This is a genomic window from Xanthomonas massiliensis, assembly GCF_900018785.1.
In the GTDB taxonomy this organism is placed as follows: Bacteria; Pseudomonadota; Gammaproteobacteria; order Xanthomonadales; family Xanthomonadaceae; genus Xanthomonas_B; species Xanthomonas_B massiliensis.
The window spans coordinates 1514227-1536150 of sequence record NZ_FCOY01000006.1 but is presented as its reverse complement, the minus strand read 5'-3'; the positions used below and the strand labels follow the sequence as shown (position 1 = coordinate 1536150).

Genomic DNA, 21924 nt, shown 5'->3' with positions numbered 1-21924 from the left:
CCCGATTCCTTCGCGGCGCGTCGGGTCGTCTTCGCTCGGCGTTCCCCGCAAGCCGGTCGCACGGGGCCATCGTGGGCCGGTCCTGGCGCCCGGCTGGATTACCACCCGGCGCCGGAGGCGGTGCAGCGCCCGATTCCTTCGCGTCGGGTCGTCTCTTTGTTCGGCGTTTCCCGGAAGCCGGCCGCACGGGGCGTCGTGGACCGGCCCCGGCGCCGCAGCGGCGGCGCGAGCGCCGGTCCCGCCACCCTGCCGGCGAGCGCGGTTGCCGTTCGGCTACAGCCGCCGCGCCAGCACCTGGCCGAGCCGGACCGGGCTCTCGGCGCCCAGGGCCGGCTCCAGCGCGGCCACCCCCGGCGGCAGCAGCACGATCACCGTGGAGCCATAGTTGAAGCGCGCCATCTCGGCGAAGCGGTCCAGGGTGATGCCGCGGCCGCGCCAGTCCTTGCGGATCACCCGGTCGGCGTACGGCGGGATCTCCACGCCGGACCACACCGTCTCCACGCCGGAGACGAGCATCGCGCCCACCATCACCTGCACCATCGGGCCGAAATCGGTATCGAAATGGCACACCAGCCGTTCGTTGCGGGCGAACAGGCGCGGCACGTCGCGCACCGCCGCCGGGCCGACGCTGAACAGCCGCCCGGGCACGTGCACGGTCTCGCGCAGGGTCGCGGTGCAGGTCATGTGCACGCGGTGGTAGTCGCGCGGGGACAGGTAGATCGTGGCGAACAGGCCGTCGGCGAAGGGGGCGGCATCGGCCTCGTCGGCGAGCAGCTCGGCGGCGGTGAAGCCCTGGCCCTTGGCCTGGAAGATGCGCCCGTCCTCGACCCGCCCGAGCTGGCTGATGCGCCCGTCGGCCGGCATCAGCAGGGTGGACGGATCCGGGTCGGGCACCCGTGCGCCCGCTGCCAGGGCCCGGGTGAAGAAGGCATTGAAGCTGGGATAGGCGCGCGGGTCCGGCTCGGCCGCCTCGCCCATGTCGACCCCGAACCGGGCGATCACCGCATCGATCAGGCGCTGCTTGAGCCAGGGCGTGCGCGCGTAGGCCAGGCGTCGCGCCAGGCCGGACAGGGCCCGGTGCGGCAGGACGTGGGTGAGGGTGGTGGCCAGGCTCATGGCGCGGTGCTCTCGGTCAGCAGTTGCAGGTCGTGGGCGATGCGGTCGGCCGACAGCGGCGGATGCACGTGCCCGGCCAGGCGTCCGTCGGGGTCGATCAGCGGCAGGGTGTCGGCCGGCTCGACCGGGCAGTCGCCGCGGGTGTCGCCGCCGGCATCGCTCAGGCGCAGCCCCAGTGCGGCGGCGAAACGCTCCAGCGCCGGGCGGTCCGCCCCGGCGGCCAGGGTGTCGCGGTGGAAGCGGTGCGCGTACTCGCCGGCGCGCGAGGGGCTGTCCAGGCCCTGGGCGACCGACACGAACAGCACCTGCGGGCGCAGCGAATCGGCGATCGGCATCCATTCGTCCTGGGCGCGCGCCAGCAGCGCCAGCGGCGGCTGGCAGCGCGCATCCGCGCCGGGCATGCCCATCACCACCAGGGTCCAGTGGCCGCGCAGCTCGCCGGGCACCAGCGCGGTGCCGTCGGACTGGCGCAGGCTGAAGTCGGGCAGCGGCTGCGCCGGCACCTGCCGGGTCACCGCGTGCAGCGGCGGCGTGGGGCGCGGCGGGCGCACGAGCAGCCAGCGGCCGGCGTAGCAGGCCACGGCCGCCAGCAGCGCCACCGCCAGCACGGTCCAGGTGGAGCGGTTGAACATGTCGATTTCCGGTGCAACGGCCGCTCATGATAACGGGCGACCTCCTATAATCGTGGGCCGCCCCACGCTCGCCCACGCCATGACTGCCGCCGCGGCCACCGAACTGTCCACGATCATCGACCTGATCCGCTACGGCGCCAGCCGCTTCAATGGCGCCGGCCTGACCTTCGGCCATTCCTACGACAACGCCCTGGACGAGGCCACCCAGCTGGTGCTGCACGCGCTGCACCTGCCGCACGACCTGGGGCCGGCCTACGGCCAGGCGCGCCTGCTGGCCGAGGAGAAGGCGCAGGTGCTGGCGCTGTTCCAGCGCCGCATCGACGAGCGCGTGCCCGCCGCCTACCTGACCGGCGAGGCGTGGTTCGCCGGGCTCAACTTCAAGAGCGACCGCCGCGCGCTGGTGCCGCGCTCGCCGATCGCCGAGCTGATCGAGGCCGGCTTCGAGCCGTGGCTGGCCGGGCGCCCGGTGCAGCGCGCACTGGACCTGTGCACCGGCTCGGGCTGCATCGCGATAGCCACCGCGCACTACAACCCGGAGTGGCAGGTCGATGCGGTGGACATCAGCGACGACGCGCTGGCGCTGGCGGCGGAGAACAAGCAGCGCCTGCTCGCCCACAACGTGGAGCTGGTCAAGTCCGACCTGTTCGACGGCCTGGCCGGGCGCGTGTACGAGCTGATCGTCAGCAACCCGCCCTACGTCACCGACGCGGAGACCGACGCGCTGCCGCGCGAGTACGGCTACGAGCCCGAACTGGGCCTGCGCGCCGGCCCCGACGGCCTGGACCTGGTGCTGAAGATCCTGCGCGACGCCCCCGACCACCTGAGCGAGGACGGCCTGCTGATCTGCGAGGTCGGCGAGGCCGAGCAGGCGCTGGTGGCGCTGCTGCCGCAGGTGGACTTCGCCTGGATCGAGTTCCGCGTCGGCCAGATGGGCGTGTTCGCGGTGGAGGCCCACGAACTGCGCGCCCACCACGACCGCATCGCCGCGCTGGCCGCGGCACGCTGACCGCCATGGGCGCCAACAGCTTCGGCCGCCTGCTCACGGTCACCACCTTCGGCGAGAGCCACGGTCCGGCGATCGGCTGCGTGGTCGACGGCTGCCCGCCCGGGCTGGAGATCGCGCCGGAGGAGTTCGCCCACGACCTGGGCCGCCGCGCCACCGGCAAGAGCCGCCACACCTCGGCCCGGCGCGAGGCCGACGACGTGGAGATCCTCTCCGGCGTCTACGAGGGCCGCACCACCGGCACCCCGATCGCGCTGCTGATCCGCAACACCGACCAGCGCAGCAAGGACTACGCCGCCATCGCCCGCCAGTTCCGCCCGGGCCATGCCGACTACAGCTACTGGCAGAAGTACGGCATCCGCGACCCGCGCGGCGGCGGCCGTTCCTCCGCGCGCGAGACGACGACGCGCGTGGCCGCCGGGGTGATCGCCAAGAAGTGGCTGGCGCAGCGCTACGGCGTGACCGTGCGCGGCTACCTGTCGCAGCTGGGCGAGATCCGCCCGGCCGGCTTCGACTGGGACACGGTGGAAACCAACCCGTTCTTCTGGCCGCATGCCGCGCAGGTGGCGGAGCTGGAGGCCTACATGGACGCGCTGCGCAAGTCCGGCGACTCGGTCGGCGCGCGCGTGGAGGTGGTCGCCGACAACGTGCCGCCGGGCTGGGGCGAGCCGATCTACGGCAAGCTCGACGGCGAACTGGCGGCCGCGCTGATGAGCATCAACGCCGTGCGCGGGGTGGAGATCGGCGACGGCTTCGCCGCCGCGGCGCAGAAGGGCACCGAGCACCGCGACCTGATGACGCCGCAAGGATTCCTGTCCAACCATGCCGGCGGTATCCTCGGCGGCATCTCCACCGGCCAGCCGGTCGTTGCCTCCATCGTGCTCAAGCCCACCTCCAGCCTGCGACTGCCCGGCGCCACCGTGGACGTGGACGGCAACGCCGTGGAGGTGGTCACCACCGGCCGCCACGATCCCTGTGTGGGCATCCGCGCCACCCCGATCGCCGAGGCGATGGTGGCGCTGGTGCTGATGGACCAGGCGCTGCGCCACCGTGCCCAGTGCGGCGACGTGGGCACGGTCTCCCCGCGCATCCCGGGCGCCGCCGATGGCTGAGCCGCGGCCGCGGGTGTGGGTGAGCCAGCCGACGTTCGACGACATCGTCGCGCGGCTGGGCGAGTACTTCGAGGTCGATGCCGCCACCGAGGTGAGCCAGCACGCGCCGGCGGAGATCGCCGCCAGGCTGGCCCGGGTGGACGGGGCGCTGGTCACCCTCAACGAGAAGATCGGGCCGGCGCAGCTGGCCGGTGCCTCGCGCCTGCGCGTGGTCTCCAACCTCGGCGTGGGCTACAACAACCTGGACATCGCGGCGCTGGACGCGCGCGGCGTGCTGGCGACCAATACCCCGGGCGTGCTCACCGAAACCACCGCCGAGCTGGGATTCGCCCTGCTGATGGCGGCGGCGCGGCGGGTGGCCGAGGGCGACCGCCTGGTGCGCGCCGGCGGCTGGAGCGGCTGGTCGTTCACCCAGCTGCTGGGCACCGACCTGTACGGCAAGACCCTGGGCATCCTCGGCATGGGCCGCATCGGCCAGGCCATCGCCCGCCGCGGCCACCACGGCTTCGGCATGCCGGTGGTCTACCACAACCGCTCGCGCCTGCCGCAGGACGAGGAGGCCGCGGTCGGCGCGCGCTACATCGATTTCGACACCCTGCTGGCGCAGGCCGACCACCTGGTGCTGGTGGTGCCCTACAGCGCGCAGACCCACCACGTGATAGATGCGGTGGCGTTGGCGAAGATGAAGCCCACCGCCACCCTGGTGAACATCGCCCGCGGCGGCATCGTCGACGAGCTGGCCCTGGCCGACGCGCTGGCGCACGGGCGCCTGGCCGCGGCCGGGCTGGACGTGTTCGAGGGCGAGCCGCACGTGCGCCCGGAGCTGCTGGCCCTGTCCAACGCGGTGCTGACCCCCCACATCGGCAGCGCCAGCCTGGCCACGCGCCGGGCGATGGCCGCGATGGCGGTGGACAACCTGGTCGCCGGGCTCGGCTTCGGCCCGCACGCCGGCCATCCGCCGGCGCCGATCAACGCGGACGCGCTGGCCACCGCCGCGGCCGGCAAAGACGGCGCCAAACGATAGGGAACCTCCACGGCGGCCCCGTCCGGAGGTTCCCCGAACATGGCCCGTCCGCGTCCCGCGTTTTCCCCCTTTGCACAAGAATCCCATTCCATGAATACCCAGACCCGTCGCTTCAACGTTGCCGTCGTCGGTGCCACCGGCGCGGTCGGCGAGACCATGCTGGCCATCCTGGCCGAGCGCCAGTTCCCCATCGCCCAGATCCATGCCCTGGCCTCCGAGCGCTCGGCCGGCAGCAAGGTGGATTTCGACGGCCGCAAGCTGGTGGTCGAGGACCTGGCCACGTTCGACCCGGCCGGCATCGACATCGCCCTGTTCTCGGCCGGCGGTTCGGTCAGCAAGGAATACGCGCCGAAGTTCGCCGCGGCCGGCGCGGTGGTGATCGACAACTCCTCCACCTTCCGCTACGACGACGACGTGCCGCTGGTGGTGTCCGAGGTCAACCCGGAGGCGGCGCGCGAGCGTCCGCGCGGGATCATCGCCAACCCCAACTGCTCGACCATGCAGCTGATGCCGGTGCTGGCGCCGATCCACCGCGAATACGGCATCGAGCGCATCAACGTGGCCACCTACCAGTCGGTGTCCGGCGGTGGCCGCTCGGCGATGGAGGAGCTGGGCCGGCAGACCGCCGAGATCCTGAACTTCCAGGAGATCGCGCCGAAGAAGTTCCCGGTGCAGATCGCCTTCAATCTGATCCCGCACATCGACGAGTTCCAGCCCAACGGCTACACCAAGGAAGAGATGAAGCTGGTGTGGGAGACGCAGAAGATCCTGGGCGATACGAGCATCCAGGTGAACCCGACCGCGGTGCGCGTGCCGGTGTTCTACGGCCATTCCGAGGCGGTCAACGTCGAGACCCGGAAGAAGATCACCCCCGAGCAGGCGCGCACGCTGCTGGCCGCCGCGCCGGGCGTGGTGGTGGTGGACGAACCCAGGGCCGGCGGCTACCCGACCCCGGTCACCCATGCCTCGGGTACCGACCCGGTGTACGTGGGCCGCATCCGCGAGGACTTCTCGCACCCGCGCGCGCTGAACCTGTGGGTGGTGGCCGACAACATCCGCAAGGGCGCCGCGCTCAACGCGGTGCAGCTGGCCGAGCTGGTCGCCGCCGAGCAGGCCTGACGGCAGGGCGGCGGTGCGCGGGCAGTCGCCTGCGCGCCGCCGGCCAGCGGCTCACCGGAAGCGCGTGACCGCCGGGCGCGCGAAGCAATCCGGTTGCGTGGGCGCCGGGCGGATGTCCGAGCGCGCATCCATCGGCGGATCGCAGGTGGTGCGCGGCACCAGCTCGTAGCGTTCCTGCACGCGGCCGCCGATTCGTCCGAAGCGGGTGATGGCGAAGCCATCCAGTCCATATCCCGGCGTGCCCGGCACCTGCAGCGCGGCGAGGCGGGCGACCACGTAGCGGTCGCCGAGCACGCCGCCGGGCATGCGTACCTGCGCACCCGGGTCGCGCAGCGTCCCCGCGGCGGCCACCGGCAAGGCGTAGAACACGAATCCGTCCTCCACCGGGCTCCAGCCGGTGCCGCGGCGGCGTGCGCGCAGGAAGGTCTGCACCGCGACCGGATGCGGCGCGATGCCGGGCGCGCGGGCCAGTTCCTGGGCCAGGGCCAGCGCACTGTCGCCGGTGAGATCGTGCACGCCCCACAGCAGCAGCGTGCATCCGCCCGCATCGGCGTTCCGCGCGCGCGCGGCCAGCAGGCGCGAAAGCGCCGGCTGCGGATGGCGCCCGCTCAGCTCGGCGGGCAGCCATGCCGAGATCGGCGTGCCCGCGGCGGCGTAGTGGCCGTAGAAGTCGCGGCTCGCCAGTTCCCGGTAGGCCGGCGTGGCCGGGCCGAACTTGTAGGGCAGCATGACCGGCACCGGCTGGTGCGCGCAGCCCGGCAGGGCGGCGACGAAGCGTGCCGAGTCGCGCCAGGCCTCGTTGCGCTCCAGGCCGCGCCCGCGCAGCATCGGCAGGTTGCTGGCGACCAGCACCAGCAACGCGCATACGGCCAGCGCGCGCCAGCGCGTGCCGGTGTCGGGCGGGCCGGCCACGTCGTAGAGCCAGGCCAGCAGCAGCCAGGCGAACGGCGCGGCGACCAGCAGGTTGCGGGACGAATAGGACGGCGCGATCGCATAGCTGATCGCGATGCCGGCACCGGCGATGCCGGCCAGCACCCAGACCGCCAGCAGGCCCGCGCGGCGGCGCGCATCCGGTCCGGCCGGCGCCCGGCCGCGGCGGACGGCGCGCCAGACCAGGGCCAGCAGCAGGGCCGCCACCGCGAACCGGCTGCCGTTGGAGAGCAGGCTGCGCAGCGCGATGGCGGTCTGCTGGCGGAAGAAGCGCGCGCCGAGCCCGAACCACAGGTCGTGCAGGTCCTGGGTGGTGGAGTGCAGCAGCAGGCGCACGTAGGCCAGGTTGACGGCGAGCACGACCAGCCCGGCCAGGACCACGCCCGCGCGCATGCGCCAGCCCGGCTGGGTCAGCAGCAGCCAGGCCAGCACCATGCCGGTGACCAGCAGCAGGTAGGCATGCACCAGGCTGGCGAACAGGCCCAGCACCGCCAGGGCCAGCAGCCACGGCCAGCGGCGGCTGCCGTCGCGGCGCCGGTCCAGCGCCAGGGTCAAGCCGAGCAGGCCGGCCGAGCACGACATCGCCAGCGCGTAGCTGCGCGCGTTCTGCGCGTTCTCGAACCAGAACAGCGACAGCGCGCCGACCGCCAGGGCGAAGGCGACCGCGGTCGGGGTGAAGCGCCGCCGCAGCGCCAGCGCGGTGGTGGCGATGGCCGCCACCGCGCACAGCGCGCTGGGCAGGCGCAGCCAGGCCTCGCCGAGGCCGCCGATCCGGCTCCAGCCGTACAGCAGGAAGTAGTACAGCGGCGGATGGGTATCGGTCAGCGCGCGCTGCAGGACCTCGCCCAGGCCGCCGTCGTGGTGGATGAGGTGGACGGTGAACAGCTCGTCCGTCCAGAAGTTGCTGCGTCCCAGGCCGACGAAGGCGAAGGCGACGGCGGCCAGGACCAGGATCCAGAAGGCCGCCGCCGGCCAGCGCGCGGTACGTGCGGGCTCAGTCGTTGCGGGGCGGGCGCGGCGGCACGGCGACGGTGCCGGCAGCGCCGGCCGGGGCCTGCCGGTCGCGCCAGGTGGTGCGCCTGGCCAGATGGTAATTCCATACCCCGGCCAGGATCGCGCCGCCGGCCCCGGCGGCCAGGGAACCGACCCCGGCGCCGGCCAGCGCCAGCGCCACGGCCTCGCTGATGATCGCCCCGCTCAGGCAGGCGGCATAGAACATCGCCAGGCCCTGCAGGGCGTCCAGGCCGTGCAGCCTGCGGTCGCGGAAGGTGAGCAGGTTGTTGAGCAGGAAGTTGCAGGTCATCGCCAGCCAGATCGCCAGCATCTGGCCCAGCCACAGCGGCCATCCCAGCCCCCGGGTCGCCAGCGCGAGCGTGGCCACGTGCGCGACCAGCCCGCTCATGCCCACCGCGAAGAACATCGCCATGCGCGCGGACACCAGGCCGCGGCTGGCCTTCTCCACCAGCTGCGCGCCCAGGTCGAGCACCACCTTCAGGTCGAGCTTGGAGCGCCCGCCGTGGCGTTCGCGCAGGCAGGCGGGGACCTGGGCCAGGCGCGGCGCCTGCGCGCCGCCGGCCAGCACGTCGATCAGGATCTTGAAGCCGGGCGTCTTCAGGCGCGGGCGCACCTGCTCGAACCAGGCCCGGGTCATCAGGAAGCAGCCGCTCATCGGGTCGGCGATGCGGATGCCGAGCAGCCAGCGCGTGGCCAGCACCGCGACGCGGCTGCCCAGGTGGCGGACGCGCCCCAGCCCGGATTCGGCCGACTGCAGGTAGCGGCTGGCGACGACCACGTCGCACCCGCCCTCGCGCTGGGCCTGGAGCATGCGCGCCAGCAACGCCGGGTCGTGCTGGCCGTCGCCGTCCATCAGCGCCAGCAGGCGTCCGCGCGCGGCCTCCCAGCCGCGGGTGGCGGCGGTGCCCAGCCCGCGCTCGTTCCAGCGCTTGACCAGGCGCACCCCGGGATGCGCCTGCGCGTAGGCCAGCACCCGGTCGCCGGTGCGCATGTCGGTGGAGTCGTCGACGACGATGATCTCGCGCGCGCAGCCGGGCAGCGCCGCGTCGATCTCGGCGAGAACGCCGGCGATGGCCTCGTGCTCGTTGAGGGTGCAGATGACGATGGAAATTTCCGGGTCGTCGTCCGGCCGGGGGGAGGACGCATCTCGCATCGTGGCTCCGCTGTCCGTGGGGAAAGGCGGGCATCCGGGCGGCGTCCGGGATCGGGCGCGGCCGGCTGCCAGGGCCTGCGCATGCTAGGAACGCGGTTCGACCTGGCTATGCGCGCACTGACACGGGGCTGACACAGGACGGGACACGGCGACGCGCGTTGGGCATCGATACAGGCTGGCGCGCCGCCGGCCGGCATGCGTGGCGAGCGCTGCGTGGAACGGCGGCGAACGGCTATATTGGCGGGATGAGAACAAGGGACAGGCGCGTCCGGCGCGCGATCCAGGGGTTGGGGGCATTGACGCTGGCGCTGTGCAGCGGGGCGTCGCTCGCGCTCGGCCTGGGCGACATCCGCGTGCTGTCACGGCCGGGCCAGCCGTTGCTGGCCGAGATCCCGGTCATTTCCAACGAGCCGGGCGAACTGGACGATGCCCGGGTGGCGCTGGCCAGTCCCGACACCTTCGCCCGGGTCGGCCTGGAGCGGCCGCAGGGCCTGGTCGAGAACCTGCACTTCGAGTTCGCCCAGGACCGGCAGGGGCACGCGGTCATCCGCGTGACCAGCGCCGCGCCGGTGGACGCGCCGGCGCTGAGCTTCCTGATCGAGGTCGACTGGGGCCAGGGGCGGCTGGTGCGCGAGTACTCGGCGCTGGTGGACGCGCCGCAGTCGGCGGTGACTTCCGCGGCCGCGATCCAGGCGCCGCAGGCCCTGCCTTCGGACCGTATCGCCGCACCGCCGGAAGACCTGCCCGGGCCGGCATCGGCATCGGCGCCATCGGCCGTGCCGGACGAGGACACCGCCGCGCCGCCGCCGCCGCCGGCACCGCGGCCGGCCCGCGTCGCCATCGGGGCCGGTGCGGACGGCGCCCTGCCGCCGGTGCGCGCGGGCCAGACCCTGTCGGAGATCGCGCTCGGGCTGGCGCGCGGCAGCGGCCACGGCCTGGACCAGACGATGATGGCGCTGCTGCAGGCCAATCCGCAGGCCTTCATCGGCGGCAACATCAACCGCCTGCGCCAGGGCGCGATCCTGCGCACCCCGCGCCAGGACGAACTGGCGCGCATCGGTGCGGCCGAGGCCCGGGCGATGGTGCGCGAGCAGGCGGCGCAGTGGCGCCAGGCCCGTGCCGCCATCCCGCAACCGGCGGTCGACGGCAACGCCGCCCCGGCCGCCGCCGCGGCGGGCACGACGGCGGCCGGTGCGCGGCTGGAAATCGCGCCGGCGGTGGCCGGCGGCGGCAAGGGCGAGGCGGGGGCCGCGAGCGGCACCACGCCCGGAGGAGAGGGAGACATGGCGGACAACGCCGAACTGCGCCAGACCCGCGAGGACCTGGCCACGCGCGATGCCGAGCTGCAGGAACTGCGCACGCGCGTCGGCGAGCTGGAAAAGCTGCAGAAGAAGCAGCAGGACCTGATCGCGCTCAAGGACACCGAGCTGGCCAGCGCCAACAAGCGCCTGGCCGAGAGCAACGCCGGGACCGGCGCGGCCGGGGGCTGGCTGTGGGGCGGGCTGGTGCTGGTGCTGGCCGCGGCCGGCGCCTGGGTGCTGTCGCGCCGGCGCAAGCCCTCGCCGTTGCCGCCGCTGCGCGAGATCGATCCGCAGGCCCTGGCCGCGGCAGTGCCGGCGCCGGTGCAGCCGGCGGCCGAGGCCGATGCCGATGTCGATGCCGAAGCCTGGGCGGCGGCGCATGCCGCCAGCGAGGTTCCCGGGCCCGAGGCCGGCCCGGCCGCGGAGGAGACCGCTGCCGACGATATCGCGGCCGCCACCGGACACGACCAGGCGCCGGTGCGCGAGGTCCCGCTGCTGCCGGTGCCGCCGCCCGGCGACGGCCCGGATGCGGCCGAACTGGCACCGCTCAATCCCGCCCCGGCCGGCCGCGAGCGGCTGGAACTGGCCGTGGCCTACATGGACCTGGGCGACACCGAGACCGCGCGCAGCCTGCTGTCCGAGGTGGCGCACGGCAACGATCCGCAGGCGCGGGCCGAGGCCATCGACCTGCTGGACCGGCTCGGCTGAGCGCGCCCGGCGCCGGGCGCGGTGCCGGACAAACGAACGGATGGCGACGATGCGCTACGCCCTGGGCGTGGAATACGACGGCAGCGAATTCCTCGGCTGGCAGCAGCTCGGCGAGGGCGGCCCGAGCGTGCAGGCGGCCCTGCAGGACGCACTGTCCTCGGTGGCCGACGCGCCGGTGACGGTGGTCTGTGCCGGGCGTACCGACGCCGGCGTGCACGGCCACTGCCAGGTGGTGCACTTCGACTCGGCGGCACCGCGGACCCTGCGCGGCTGGCTGCTGGGCACCACCGCGCGCCTGCCGCCAGCGGTGTCGCTGCGCTGGTGCGTGCCGGTCGCGCCGGACTTCAACGCGCGCTTCTCCGCGCGCGCGCGCCGCTACCGCTACCGCCTGCTCAACCGCGCCACCCGCCCGGGCCTGTACCGGCAGACGCTGAGCTGGGAGCGGCGCGCGCTGGACGCCGGGGCGATGCACCGCGCCGCGCAGGCGCTGCTGGGGGAGAACGACTTCTCCGCCTTCCGCAGCGTGCACTGCCAGGCCCGCCATGCGCGCCGCGAGCTGCAGGCGATCAGCGTCACCCGCGAGGGCGAGATCGTCGAGGTCGCGGTGCAGGCCAACGCCTTCCTTCACCACATGGTGCGCAACATCGTCGGCTCGCTGCTGATGGTCGGCGCCGGCGAGCGCGCGGAAGACTGGATCGGCGCGCTGCTGGCCGGGCGCGACCGCACCCTGGCCGGCCCGACCGCGCCGCCGCAGGGGCTGGTGTTCGTCGGCCCGCTGTACCCTTCGCACTGGAACCTGCCTGCCGAGGTCACGCTATGAACCGCACCCTCTACCGCACCCGGATCAAGTTCTGCGGCATGACCCGCAGCGGCGACGTGCGCCTGGCCGGCGAGCTGGGCGTGGACGCGGTCGGCTTCGTGTTCGCCGCCGGCAGCCCGCGCCGGGTGGCCCCGGCCGAGGCGCGCGCCATGCGCCAGGCGGTGGCGCCGATGGTGGACGTGGTGGCGCTGTTCCGCGACAACCCGCGCGAGGAAGTGCGCGAGGTGCTGCGCACGGTGCGGCCGACCCTGCTGCAGTTCCACGGCGAGGAGGACGATGCCTTCTGCCGCAGCTTCAACCTGCCGTACCTGAAGGCGGTGCCGATGGGCGGCAGCGAGGCGGTCAACGCACGCAGCCTGCAGCTGGCCTATCCCAACGCGGCCGGGTTCCTGTTCGACAGCCACGCCCCGGGCGCGGCCGGCGGCAGCGGCCAGACCTTCGACTGGTCGCGCCTGCCCACCGGCCTGCACCGGCCGTTCCTGCTGGCCGGCGGCATCACCCCGCAGAACGTGTTCGACGCGATCATCGCCACGCTGCCGTGGGGGGTGGACGTGTCCAGCGGCATCGAGAGCGAGCCGGGCATCAAGGACGGCCACCGCATGCGCCTGTTCGTCGAGGAAGCGCGGCGCGCGGACTGCTACGAACTGGCCTGAGCGGCCGGCGCCAGTTCGCGGCGCAGCCAGTCGGCCAGGGCGCGCAGACGCGGTTCGTCGCGGTGCGCGGCGGTGGCCAGGATCCAGCGCCCGTCGGTCGGGACGAAGCCCCACGGCGCCAGCAGGCGCCCGGCGGCGAGGTCCTCGCGCACCAGCGGTTCGGGGGCGATGGCCACGCCCAGGCCGGCACCGGCCGCTTCCAGCAGGTAGTACAGGTGGTCGAACCGGGCGGTGTAGCGCTCGGGCGGCGCGACGCCGGCGGCGCGGCTCCACTGCGCCCAGGCCTGCGGCCGCGAGGCGACCTGCAGCAGGGGCGCCGCGGCCAGCGCCGCGGGCGGCGCGCCGCGGAGCGTGTCCGCCAGCGGGTGGCGCGGGCTGAGGACCGGGCCGATCCGCTCCTCGGTCAGCACGGTGGCCTGCCAGGCCGGCGGCCAGGTGGGGCCGGCCAGCAGCAGGGCCGCGTCCAGGCCACCGAGGGCGGCATCTGGCATGTCGTCCTGCGCGGCCAGGTGCAGGCGCAGCGCCGGCAGGTCGGCCTGCAGCCGGGCCATGCGCGGGATCACCCAGCGCGCCAGCACGCTGCCGGAGCAACCGAGCACCAGCGGGCCCTGGCGGCCTTCGCGCTGCAGCGCCTGCCAGCTGGCGTGCAGCCCGGCGAAGGCTTCGCCGGCGACGGCGGCCAGGCGCTGGCCGGCCGCGGTCGGCACCACGCCGCGGCCGTGGCGTTCCAGCAGGGGCTGGCCGGCGGCCTGCTCCAGGGCGCGCAGGTGGCGGCTGACCGCGCCGTGGGTGACGTGCAGCTCGGCGGCGGCGCGGGTCAGGCTGCCGAGCCGCGCGGTGGCCTCGAAGGCGCGTAGGGCGGTGAGGGGCGGGAGATCGGCCATATGTTAGGAATACTCACAGGTCCGGGCGCGATTGTCGATTCTCCCGGGGCGTTGCCTGCGCTAGATTGTCGGCCATCAAGGCCCGTCGGGTGCGGGCCGGCTTCGGTGAGAGCGATGACGACTTCCTCCATTCGTGACTTTTACGCGTATCCGGACGCTTCCGGCCACTTCGGCCGCTACGGCGGCCGCTTCGTCGCCGAGACCCTGATCGGGCCGCTGGAGGAGCTGGCCGCCGCCTACGACGCCGCGCGCGTGGATCCGGCCTTCGTGGCCGCCTTCGACAAGGACCTCAAGCACTACGTCGGCCGGCCCAGCCCGATCTACCACTGCGAGCGGCTGAGCCGCGAGGTCGGCGGCGCGCAGATCCTGCTCAAGCGCGAGGACCTCAACCACACCGGCGCGCACAAGATCAACAACACCATCGGCCAGGCGCTGCTGGCCGCGCGCATGGGCAAGAAGCGCATCATCGCCGAGACCGGCGCCGGCCAGCACGGCGTGGCCAGCGCCACGGTGGCCGCGCGCCTGGGCCTGGAGTGCGTGGTGTACATGGGCGCCACCGACATCGAGCGGCAGAAGATCAACGTCTACCGGATGAAGCTGCTCGGCGCGCAGGTGGTGCCGGTGACTTCCGGCTCGGCCACCCTCAAGGACGCGCTCAACGAGGCCATGCGCGACTGGGTGACCAACGTGCGCGACACCTTCTACATCATCGGCACGGTCGCCGGCCCGGACCCGTACCCGCGCATGGTGCGCGACTTCAACGCCGTGGTCGGGCGCGAGGCGCGGGCGCAGATGCTGGAGGATTTCGGCCGCCTGCCGGACGTGATCACCGCCTGCGTCGGCGGCGGCAGCAACGCCATCGGCCTGTTCCATGCCTTCCTCAACGACCCGTCGGTGCGCATGGTCGGCGCCGAGGCCGCCGGCCACGGCCTGTCCAGCGGCGAGCATGCCGCCTCGCTGGCGGCGGGCCGGCCCGGCGTACTGCACGGCAACCGGACCTACGTGCTGTGCGACGACGACGGCCAGATCATCGAGACCCACTCCATCTCCGCCGGCCTGGACTACCCGGGCGTGGGACCGGAGCACGCCTTCCTCAAGGACACCGGCCGTGCCGAGTACGTCGGGGTGAGCGACGAGGAGGCGCTGGCCGCCTTCCACCGGCTGTGCCTGACCGAGGGCATCATGCCGGCGCTGGAGTCCAGCCACGCCGTGGCCGAGGCGATCAAGCTGGCGCGCGAGCTGCCGAAGGACGCGCTGGTGCTGTGCAACCTGTCCGGCCGCGGCGACAAGGACGTGCATACCATCGCCGCGCGCGAGGGGGTGACGGTATGAGTCGCGCCGTCGCCGCCCGGCCATGGATGGACGGCCAGGGCATCCGCAGCCGCTATGCCGCGCCAGGGATGGCCGCCATCGCTTTCCAGGGATTCCGTCAATGAGCCGTATCGCAGACACCTTCGCCCAGCTCCAGGCGCACTCGCGCAAGGCCCTGATCCCCTTCGTCACCGCCGGCGATCCCTCGCTGGAGGCGACCGTGCCGGTCATGCACGCGCTGGTGGCCGCCGGCGCCGACGTGATCGAGCTGGGCGTGCCGTTCTCCGACCCGATGGCCGACGGCCCGACCATCCAGCGCAGCTCCGAGCGCGCGCTGGCCCGCGGCGCCGGGCTGGGCCGGGTGCTGGCCGCGGTGTCCGAATTCCGCCGCGACAACCGAACCACCCCGGTGGTGCTGATGGGCTACCTCAACCCGGTGGAGATCCACGGCGCCGCGGCCTTCGCCCGCGAGGCGGTGGCCGCCGGCGTGGACGGCGTGCTGCTGGTGGACCTGCCGCCGGAGGAGGCCGCCGATACCCGCGCGCTGTTCGACGCGGCCGGCCTGGACCTGATCGTGCTGGCCTCGCCGACCACCACCGACGCGCGCCTGCCGCTGCTGTGCGACGACGCGCGCGGCTACCTGTACTACGTCAGCTTCGCCGGGGTGACCGGCGCCGACCGGCTCGACGTCGGCGCCGCCGGCGACCGCCTGCGCCACATCCGCGCCCGTGCCCGGGTGCCGGTGGTGGCCGGGTTCGGCATCAAGGACGCGGCCAGTGCGGCGGCGATGGCCGCCGATGCCGACGGCGTGGTGGTCGGCAGCGCGCTGGTCGCCGCCCTGGCCGAGTCCGCCGACGCCGAGCAGGCGGTGCGCCGCGCCGAGGCGTTCCTGCGCCCGCTGCGCCAGGCGCTGGACGCCGGCTGAGTCGCACCGCCTGGTGGCCCGGGCGCGGCGCGGGCCGCGCCATACGCCGGCGTGCTGCGGTGCGGGGCAGGGGGTCCGCTAGAATGCAGCCGTTGCGGCCCGGCGGCCGCGTACCGGAAACGCACCACGCATGAGCTGGCTCAGCAAACTGATGCCCTCGGGCATCCGCACCGACCACACCACCACCCGCAAGCGCAACATTCCCGAGGGGCTGTGGGAGAAGTGCGACCACTGCGGCGCGGCCCTGTACCGCCCGGAGCTGGAGGAGAACCTCAACGTCTGCCCCAAGTGCGGCCACCACATGGCGATCCGCGCCCGTGCGCGGCTGGCGGCGCTGTTCGATGCCGGCAGCACCCGCGAGATCGCCGCCGAGCTGGCGCCGGTGGACGTGCTCAAGTTCAGGGACTCCAAGCGCTACGCCGACCGCATCAAGTCCACCCAGAAGGCCACCGGCGAGTACGACGCGCTGGTGGCCATGCAGGGCACCCTGAAGGGGCGGGCGCTGGTCGCCTCGGCCTTCGACTTCGCCTTCATGGGCGGCTCGATGGGCTCGGTGGTCGGCGAACGCTTCACCCGCGCCGCCGAGACCGCGCTGGAGGTGGGCGCGCCGTTCGTCAACTTCTCCGCCTCCGGCGGCGCGCGCATGCAGGAAGGCCTGTTCTCGCTGTTGCAGATGGCCAAGACCTCCGCCGCGCTGGGCCGCCTGCGCGCGGCCGGGCTGCCGTACATCTCGGTGCTCACCCATCCGACCACCGGCGGCGTGTCGGCCAGCTTCGCCATGCTCGGCGACCTGAACATCGCCGAGCCGCACGCGCTGATCGGCTTCGCCGGCCCGCGAGTGATCGAGCAGACCGTGCGCGAGAAGCTGCCCGAGGGCTTCCAGCGTTCGGAGTTCCTGCTCGAGCACGGCGCCATCGACCAGATCTGCGACCGTCGCGAGCTGCGCGACCGCCTCGCCGACCTGCTGGCGATGATGATGGGCCAGCCCGCCCCCGGCGAGGCCGACGCGGCATGAGCGAGCGCAAGTACTTCGGCACCGACGGCATCCGCGGCCGCGTCGGCCAGGGCGTGATCTCGGCCGATTTCGTGCTGCGCCTGGGCAACGCGCTGGGGCGCACGCTGGCGCGCGGCGGCCACCGCCCGGTGGTGGTGATCGGCAAGGACACGCGGATCTCCGGCTACATGTTCGAGTCGGCGCTGGAGGCCGGCCTGGTCGCCGCCGGTGCCGACGTGCAGCTGCTCGGGCCGATGCCGACCCCGGCGGTGGCGTTCCTGACCCACACGCTCGGCGCCGATGCCGGCATCGTCATCAGTGCCTCGCACAACCCGCACTACGACAACGGCATCAAGTTCTTCTCGGCCGAGGGCGAGAAGCTGGACGACGCCACCGAGGAGGCCATCGAGGTCGCGGTGGACCAGCCCTTCGCCACGGTGGAATCGGAGAACCTGGGCAAGGCGGTGCGTGCGCGCGACGCGGTCGGCCGCTACATCGAATTCTGCAAGGCCAGCGTGCCGCGCGGCTTCGAGCTGCGCGGGCTGAAGGTGGTGCTCGACTGCGCGCATGGCGCCACCTACCACATCGCCCCGCTGCTGTTCCGCGAGCTGGGCGCGAAGGTCACCGCGATCGGCGCCGCGCCGGACGGGCTGAACATCAATGCCGGCGTCGGCTCGATGCACATCGACAACCTCGCCGCCCAGGTGCGCCAGGCCGGGGCCGACCTGGGCATCGCCTTCGACGGCGACGGCGACCGGGTGCTGATGGTCGACGATGCCGGCACCCCGGTGGACGGCGACGACCTGCTCTATATCCTGGCGCGCGACTGGCAGGCCAGCGGCCGCCTGGCCGGCCCGGTGGTCGGCACGCTGATGACCAACCACGGCCTGGAGAAGGCCCTGGCCGGGCTGGACATCCCGTTCGTGCGCGCCAAGGTCGGCGACCGCTACGTGCACCAGCAACTGGTCGAGCGCCACGGCGTGCTGGGCGGGGAAGCCTCCGGCCACATCCTGTGCCTGGATCGCGCCACCACCGGCGACGGCATCGTCAGCGCCCTGCAGGTGCTGGAAGTCCTGCGCCGCAACGGCCTGAGCCTGCGCCAGGCGCTGGCCGGCCTGGACAAGGTGCCGCAGCGCACGGTCAACGTGCGTCTCGCCGGCGATGCCAAGGCGGTGGTCGCCGCGCCGGCGGTGCAGCAGGCGCTGCAGGCGGCGCAGGCCGCGGTGCAGGGCAGGGGGCGTGCGTTCCTGCGTCCGTCCGGCACCGAGCCGGTAGTGCGGGTGACGGTCGAGCTGGCCGACGAGGCAGTGCTGCAGGCCACGCTCGACAGCCTGGCCGGAGCGGTGAAGGCCGCGGCCTGAGCGCGGGCGGGAAACCGCCGCCGCCCGCGCGCGGCCCGGCGGACCGCCCGGGAAGGCGGCGCCCTGTCCGAGGGTGGGGGCGCCGTCATCGCCAATGCGGGCACTCCCGGAAGGCGGGAGTGCCGCCCATCGTTTGCGGGCAAGGCACGGCGCGTGGCGCCGGGTTCCGGTTTCCCTGTGCCCGCGGCGAAGGATCGGGCCGCAAGTCCGGTGCCGGTGGATGCACGATCTCCGGCGTCCGCGGCGGTCCGCTCCCGCGTGACCGCTGCGCACCCGCGGCCTGGCGGGCCTGCAGGCGCGCCGCGGCGTACGCCGGTCCTGGATGGCCTGCCGACAACGCAATCCGCGTGCTCCCTGAATGCCGGGGCCATCGCGCCGGCGGCGGAGGCTGTGGGAAAATGAACGCTTTCCCAGACCGCTTCAGCAGGAGTTCCCGGTGAGCCGCATCCCCGTCCTCGACATCACCCGGTTCGACACCGATCGCGACGCCTTCGTCGCCGACCTCGGTGCGGCCTACCGCGAATGGGGCTTCGCCGGCATCCGCAACCACGGCATCCCGCAGGCCGACATCGATGCCGCCTACGATGCCTTCAAGGCCTTCTTCGCGCTGCCCGACGAGGTGAAGAGGCAGTACCACGTGGCCGGCGGCGGCGGTGCGCGCGGCTATACCCCGTTCGGCGTGGAGACGGCCAAGGATTCCAAGTACTTCGACCTCAAGGAGTTCTGGCACATCGGCCGCGAGATCCCGGACGACTCCCCGTACCGCGCGGTGATGCCGGCCAACCAGTGGCCGGCCGAGGTGCCCGCGTTCCGGACCGCCGGCTACGGCCTGTACCAGGCGCTGGACCAGCTCGGCGCCAAGGTGCTGGCGGCGCTGGCCCTGCACATCGGCCTGCCGGAGCACTGGTTCGCCGACAAGACCGACAGCGGCAACTCGATCCTGCGCCCGATCCACTACCCGCCGATCACCGCCGACGACATCCCCAACGTGCGCGCCGGCGCGCACGAGGACATCAACCTGATCACCCTGCTGGTCGGCGCCAGCGCCGCCGGCCTGGAGGTGCGCTCGCACGAGGGCGAGTGGGTGCCGTTCACCGCCGACGCCGACACCATCGTGGTCAACATCGGCGACATGCTGCAGCGCCTGACCAACCACGTGTATCCGTCCACCACCCACCGCGTGGTCAACCCGCCGGGCGAGCAGGCGCGCCAGCCGCGCTACTCGGTGCCGTTCTTCCTGCACCCGAACCCGGATTTCCTGATCGACGTGCTGCCCGGCTGCGTCGGCCCGGACAACCCGAGCCGCTACCCCGAGCCGATCACCGCCCAGGGTTACCTCGACCAGCGCCTGCGCGAGATCAAGCTCAAGTAAGGCGCCTGCACTCGTGCGCCCGGCAACCCGGGCCGCGAGGGGCGGGGCACATGAACGGCGGGGCGGCACCGGCCCGGGCACGGGTACCGGGCTGTCCGGTCCGGGGCTTTGTTTAGAATGTCCCGGTTTTTCCGACACACAAGGGAATGCCATGCGTCCACGCATCGTCGCCGGCAACTGGAAACTGCACGGCAGCCGCGAATTCGCCACCCAGCTCGTGGCCCGCATCGCCGCGGGCGTGCCCGACGGCGCGGAAGTGGTGATCCTGCCGCCGCTGCCGTACCTGGGCGACCTGGTCGAGGACTTCGAGGACACCCGCCTGGAGTTCGGCGCGCAGGACGTGAGCAGCAACCAGGAAGGCGCCTATACCGGCGAGGTGTCGGCGCGGATGCTGGTGGAGGTCGGGGCGCACTTCGGCCTGGTCGGCCACTCCGAGCGGCGCCAGTACCACGGCGAGACCAGCGAGCACGTGGCCCGCAAGTTCCTGGCCGCGGTCAACGCCAACCTGCGCCCGATCCTGTGCGTGGGCGAGTCGCTGCAGCAGCGCGAGGCCGGCACGACCTGGGATACCCTCGCCGCGCAACTGCGGCCGGTGCTGGACCTGGTCGGGCCGGCCGCCTTCGCCGACGCGGTGGTGGCCTACGAGCCGGTGTGGGCGATCGGGACCGGCCGGACCGCCACGCCGGAGCAGGCGCAGGAGGTCCATGCCTTCATCCGTGGCGAGGTCGCCGCGCGGGATGCTAAAATCGCCGACTCGCTGCCCATCCTCTACGGTGGCAGCGTCAAGCCCGACAATGCCGCCGCGCTGTTTGCCCAGCCCGACGTCGATGGCGGGCTGGTGGGCGGCGCCTCGCTGGTGGCCGCCGATTTCCTGGCCATCGCGCAGGCGGCGGCCGGCCACCGCTGAACGCAACGCGCGGGACGAACCGAAATGTTGATGACCATCCTTAACGTGATCTACGTGCTCGTCGCCATCGCGATGATCGCCCTGATCCTGATGCAGCGCGGCGCCGGTGCGGCGGCGGGCTCGGGCTTCGGCGCCGGCGCGTCCGGCACCGTGTTCGGTGCCCGCGGCGCTTCCAACTTCCTGTCCAAGAGCACCAAGTGGCTGGCGGTGGTGTTCTTCGCCATCAGCCTGTTCATGGCGTGGTATGCCACCCACAACGCGCGGCCGACCGCCCAGGTCGACCTGGGCGTGATGTCGCAGGCGGCAGCGCCGGCCCCGGCCGCCGCCAAGCCCCAGCCGGCCCCGGCCGAGGTGCCGGCGGCCACCGTGCCGCAGGCGCCGGTGGATGCGTCGGGCGAAGAAAAATCCGCGGGCGAGCCCTCGCAGAAGCACTGAACGCGGTTACAATACGCCGCGCACTGGAAGCCCGGTGCGCGACAAGCCCAGGTGGCGGAATTGGTAGACGCACTACCTTGAGGTGGTAGCGACTTAGGTCGTAGGGGTTCGAGTCCCCTCTTGGGCACCACAGTTTGGCTGCGGCCCCGCGTAAGCCCTAGCGGCCAGACGCGGGGCGCCTATCCCCCATGCCCCTGCGCCTTCCCGGCGCGTGGGGCAGAGGCAAGAGAGAATTGCTGTGCTGGCCGAATATCTACCTGCTCTGCTGTTCCTGGTCGTAGCCGCCGGCATCGGCATCTCGCTCATGGTGATCGGACGGCTGGTCGGCCCGCATCGGCCCGACGCCGAGAAGCTGTCCGCCTACGAGTGCGGCTTCGAGGCCTTCGAGGACGCGCGCATGAAGTTCGACGTGCGCTACTACCTCATCGCCATCCAGTTCATCGTCTTCGACCTGGAAATCATCTTCATCGTCCCCTGGACCCAGGTGTTCATGGAGATCGGCCCGCGTTCGCTGATCACCATGGGCCTGTTCGTGGGCATGCTGTTCCTCGGGTTCATCTACGTCTGGAAGAAGGGAGCGCTGGAATGGGAGTGATTCAGACCCTCGATCGTCTGATGACCAACCCGATCCCGGAAGGTCGGGTCGACGACATCCTGCGACCGGAAGGCGAGAACCCGCTGCTGGAGAAGGGCTACGTCACCACCAGCGTCGATGCGCTGCTGAACTGGGCCTCGACCGGTTCGATGTGGCCGATGACCTTCGGCCTGGCCTGCTGCGCGGTGGAGATGATGCACGCCGGCGCCGCGCGCCTGGACCTGGACCGCTACGGCGTGGTGTTCCGCCCGTCGCCGCGCCAGTCCGACGTGATGATCGTGGCCGGCACCCTGGTCAACAAGATGGCCCCGGCGCTGCGCAAGGTCTACGACCAGATGCCCGACCCCAAGTGGGTGATCTCGATGGGCAGCTGCGCCAACGGCGGCGGCTACTACCACTATTCCTATTCGGTCGTGCGCGGTTGCGACCGCGTGGTGCCGGTGGACGTCTACGTCCCGGGCTGCCCGCCGACCGCCGAGGCGCTGGTCTACGGCATCCTGCAGCTGCAGAAGAAGATCTGGCGTACCCGGACCCTCTCCCGCTGATCCTCCCCCT

21 protein-coding genes and 1 tRNA gene are annotated in these 21924 nt (G+C 72.9%); 17 read left to right on the top strand and 5 right to left on the bottom strand.

What is annotated here, in order from left to right:
* Positions 1–273: 273 nt before the first annotated feature.
* The gene (gene asd / locus BN3794_RS09885) at positions 274–1116 is read right to left on the bottom strand and encodes an archaetidylserine decarboxylase (RefSeq protein ID WP_066096736.1); all 843 of its coding nucleotides are present in this window, start codon (positions 1114–1116) and stop codon (positions 274–276) included.
* Complete coding sequence (locus BN3794_RS09880) at positions 1113–1748, bottom strand: SCO family protein (RefSeq protein WP_066096734.1); 636 nt, start codon at positions 1746–1748, stop codon at positions 1113–1115. The genes asd and BN3794_RS09880 overlap by 4 nt, the downstream gene beginning before the upstream one ends.
* A gap of 79 nt (positions 1749–1827) precedes the next feature.
* Here BN3794_RS09880 and prmB point away from each other — a divergent pair, with 79 nt between their 5' ends.
* From prmB to BN3794_RS09860, 4 genes are all read left to right on the top strand, one after another.
* A complete protein-coding gene (gene prmB / locus BN3794_RS09875; protein ID WP_066096730.1) occupies positions 1828–2754 on the top strand; it encodes a 50S ribosomal protein L3 N(5)-glutamine methyltransferase in 927 nt (308 codons plus the stop codon).
* Between the two features lie 5 nt (positions 2755–2759).
* Complete coding sequence (aroC, locus tag BN3794_RS09870; RefSeq protein WP_066096728.1) at positions 2760–3863, top strand: chorismate synthase; 1104 nt, start codon at positions 2760–2762, stop codon at positions 3861–3863.
* The gene (locus tag BN3794_RS09865; RefSeq protein WP_066096725.1) at positions 3856–4887 is read left to right on the top strand and encodes a 2-hydroxyacid dehydrogenase; all 1032 of its coding nucleotides are present in this window, start codon (positions 3856–3858) and stop codon (positions 4885–4887) included. Before aroC ends, BN3794_RS09865 begins: the two co-directional genes overlap by 8 nt.
* Before the next feature lie 90 nt (positions 4888–4977).
* Positions 4978–6006 (top strand): aspartate-semialdehyde dehydrogenase, encoded by a 1029-nt coding sequence (locus tag BN3794_RS09860; protein WP_066096718.1) that lies wholly within the window; start codon positions 4978–4980, stop codon positions 6004–6006.
* A 51-nt stretch (positions 6007–6057) separates the two neighbouring features.
* Here the strand turns inward: BN3794_RS09860 and BN3794_RS09855 are convergent, their stop codons facing one another.
* Positions 6058–7740 (bottom strand): hypothetical protein, encoded by a 1683-nt coding sequence (locus BN3794_RS09855; protein ID WP_268872079.1) that lies wholly within the window; start codon positions 7738–7740, stop codon positions 6058–6060.
* 190 nt (positions 7741–7930) lie between these two features.
* A complete protein-coding gene (locus BN3794_RS09850) occupies positions 7931–9103 on the bottom strand; it encodes a glycosyltransferase (RefSeq protein ID WP_066096715.1) in 1173 nt (390 codons plus the stop codon).
* Between the two features lie 245 nt (positions 9104–9348).
* Here BN3794_RS09850 and BN3794_RS09845 point away from each other — a divergent pair, with 245 nt between their 5' ends.
* Genes BN3794_RS09845 through BN3794_RS09835 form a run of 3 tightly spaced genes read left to right on the top strand, consistent with a single transcriptional unit; the run spans position 9349 to position 12585 of the window.
* A complete protein-coding gene (locus tag BN3794_RS09845; RefSeq protein ID WP_078059677.1) occupies positions 9349–11112 on the top strand; it encodes a FimV/HubP family polar landmark protein in 1764 nt (587 codons plus the stop codon).
* Between the two features lie 49 nt (positions 11113–11161).
* Positions 11162–11932, top strand: coding sequence for a tRNA pseudouridine(38-40) synthase TruA (truA, locus tag BN3794_RS09840; protein WP_066096710.1), 771 nt, complete (start codon positions 11162–11164; stop codon positions 11930–11932).
* Positions 11929–12585 carry a phosphoribosylanthranilate isomerase gene (locus tag BN3794_RS09835; protein ID WP_066096707.1) on the top strand — a complete coding sequence of 219 codons (657 nt, stop codon included), beginning with the start codon at positions 11929–11931 and terminating at the stop codon, positions 12583–12585. The genes truA and BN3794_RS09835 overlap by 4 nt, the downstream gene beginning before the upstream one ends.
* On the opposite strand, the gene BN3794_RS09830 is transcribed toward BN3794_RS09835, so the two are convergent.
* Positions 12570–13469 (bottom strand): LysR family transcriptional regulator, encoded by a 900-nt coding sequence (locus BN3794_RS09830; protein WP_066096705.1) that lies wholly within the window; start codon positions 13467–13469, stop codon positions 12570–12572. The two genes, BN3794_RS09835 and BN3794_RS09830, sit on opposite strands and share 16 nt — an antisense overlap.
* A gap of 114 nt (positions 13470–13583) precedes the next feature.
* Between BN3794_RS09830 and trpB the strand changes: the two genes are divergently transcribed.
* The 10 genes from trpB to BN3794_RS09780 all read left to right on the top strand — a co-directional run bounded on the left by trpB (position 13584) and on the right by BN3794_RS09780 (position 21914).
* Entirely contained in the window at positions 13584–14801 is a 1218-nt protein-coding gene (gene trpB, locus BN3794_RS09825; protein ID WP_066096703.1) for a tryptophan synthase subunit beta, read from the top strand.
* A gap of 100 nt (positions 14802–14901) precedes the next feature.
* Positions 14902–15705: a tryptophan synthase subunit alpha gene (gene trpA / locus BN3794_RS09820; RefSeq protein WP_066096700.1), complete on the top strand. Its 804-nt coding sequence runs from the start codon at positions 14902–14904 to the stop codon at positions 15703–15705.
* A gap of 130 nt (positions 15706–15835) precedes the next feature.
* Positions 15836–16720, top strand: coding sequence for an acetyl-CoA carboxylase, carboxyltransferase subunit beta (gene accD, locus BN3794_RS09815; RefSeq protein ID WP_066096697.1), 885 nt, complete (start codon positions 15836–15838; stop codon positions 16718–16720).
* Complete coding sequence (gene glmM, locus BN3794_RS09810; RefSeq protein WP_066096694.1) at positions 16717–18060, top strand: phosphoglucosamine mutase; 1344 nt, start codon at positions 16717–16719, stop codon at positions 18058–18060. Before accD ends, glmM begins: the two co-directional genes overlap by 4 nt.
* Before the next feature lie 436 nt (positions 18061–18496).
* A complete protein-coding gene (locus BN3794_RS09805; protein ID WP_066096688.1) occupies positions 18497–19432 on the top strand; it encodes an isopenicillin N synthase family dioxygenase in 936 nt (311 codons plus the stop codon).
* A gap of 151 nt (positions 19433–19583) precedes the next feature.
* A complete protein-coding gene (gene tpiA, locus BN3794_RS09800) occupies positions 19584–20339 on the top strand; it encodes a triose-phosphate isomerase (protein WP_066096685.1) in 756 nt (251 codons plus the stop codon).
* Positions 20340–20363: 24 nt separating this feature from the next.
* Complete coding sequence (gene secG, locus BN3794_RS09795; RefSeq protein WP_066096682.1) at positions 20364–20774, top strand: preprotein translocase subunit SecG; 411 nt, start codon at positions 20364–20366, stop codon at positions 20772–20774.
* A gap of 45 nt (positions 20775–20819) precedes the next feature.
* Positions 20820–20904: transfer RNA gene (locus BN3794_RS09790), tRNA-Leu, on the top strand.
* 108 nt (positions 20905–21012) lie between these two features.
* On the top strand, positions 21013–21369 hold the full coding sequence (locus BN3794_RS09785; RefSeq protein WP_066096679.1) for an NADH-quinone oxidoreductase subunit A: 357 nt from the start codon (positions 21013–21015) through the stop codon (positions 21367–21369).
* Complete coding sequence (locus tag BN3794_RS09780) at positions 21360–21914, top strand: NuoB/complex I 20 kDa subunit family protein (RefSeq protein ID WP_066096674.1); 555 nt, start codon at positions 21360–21362, stop codon at positions 21912–21914. Before BN3794_RS09785 ends, BN3794_RS09780 begins: the two co-directional genes overlap by 10 nt.
* Positions 21915–21924 lie beyond the last annotated feature (10 nt).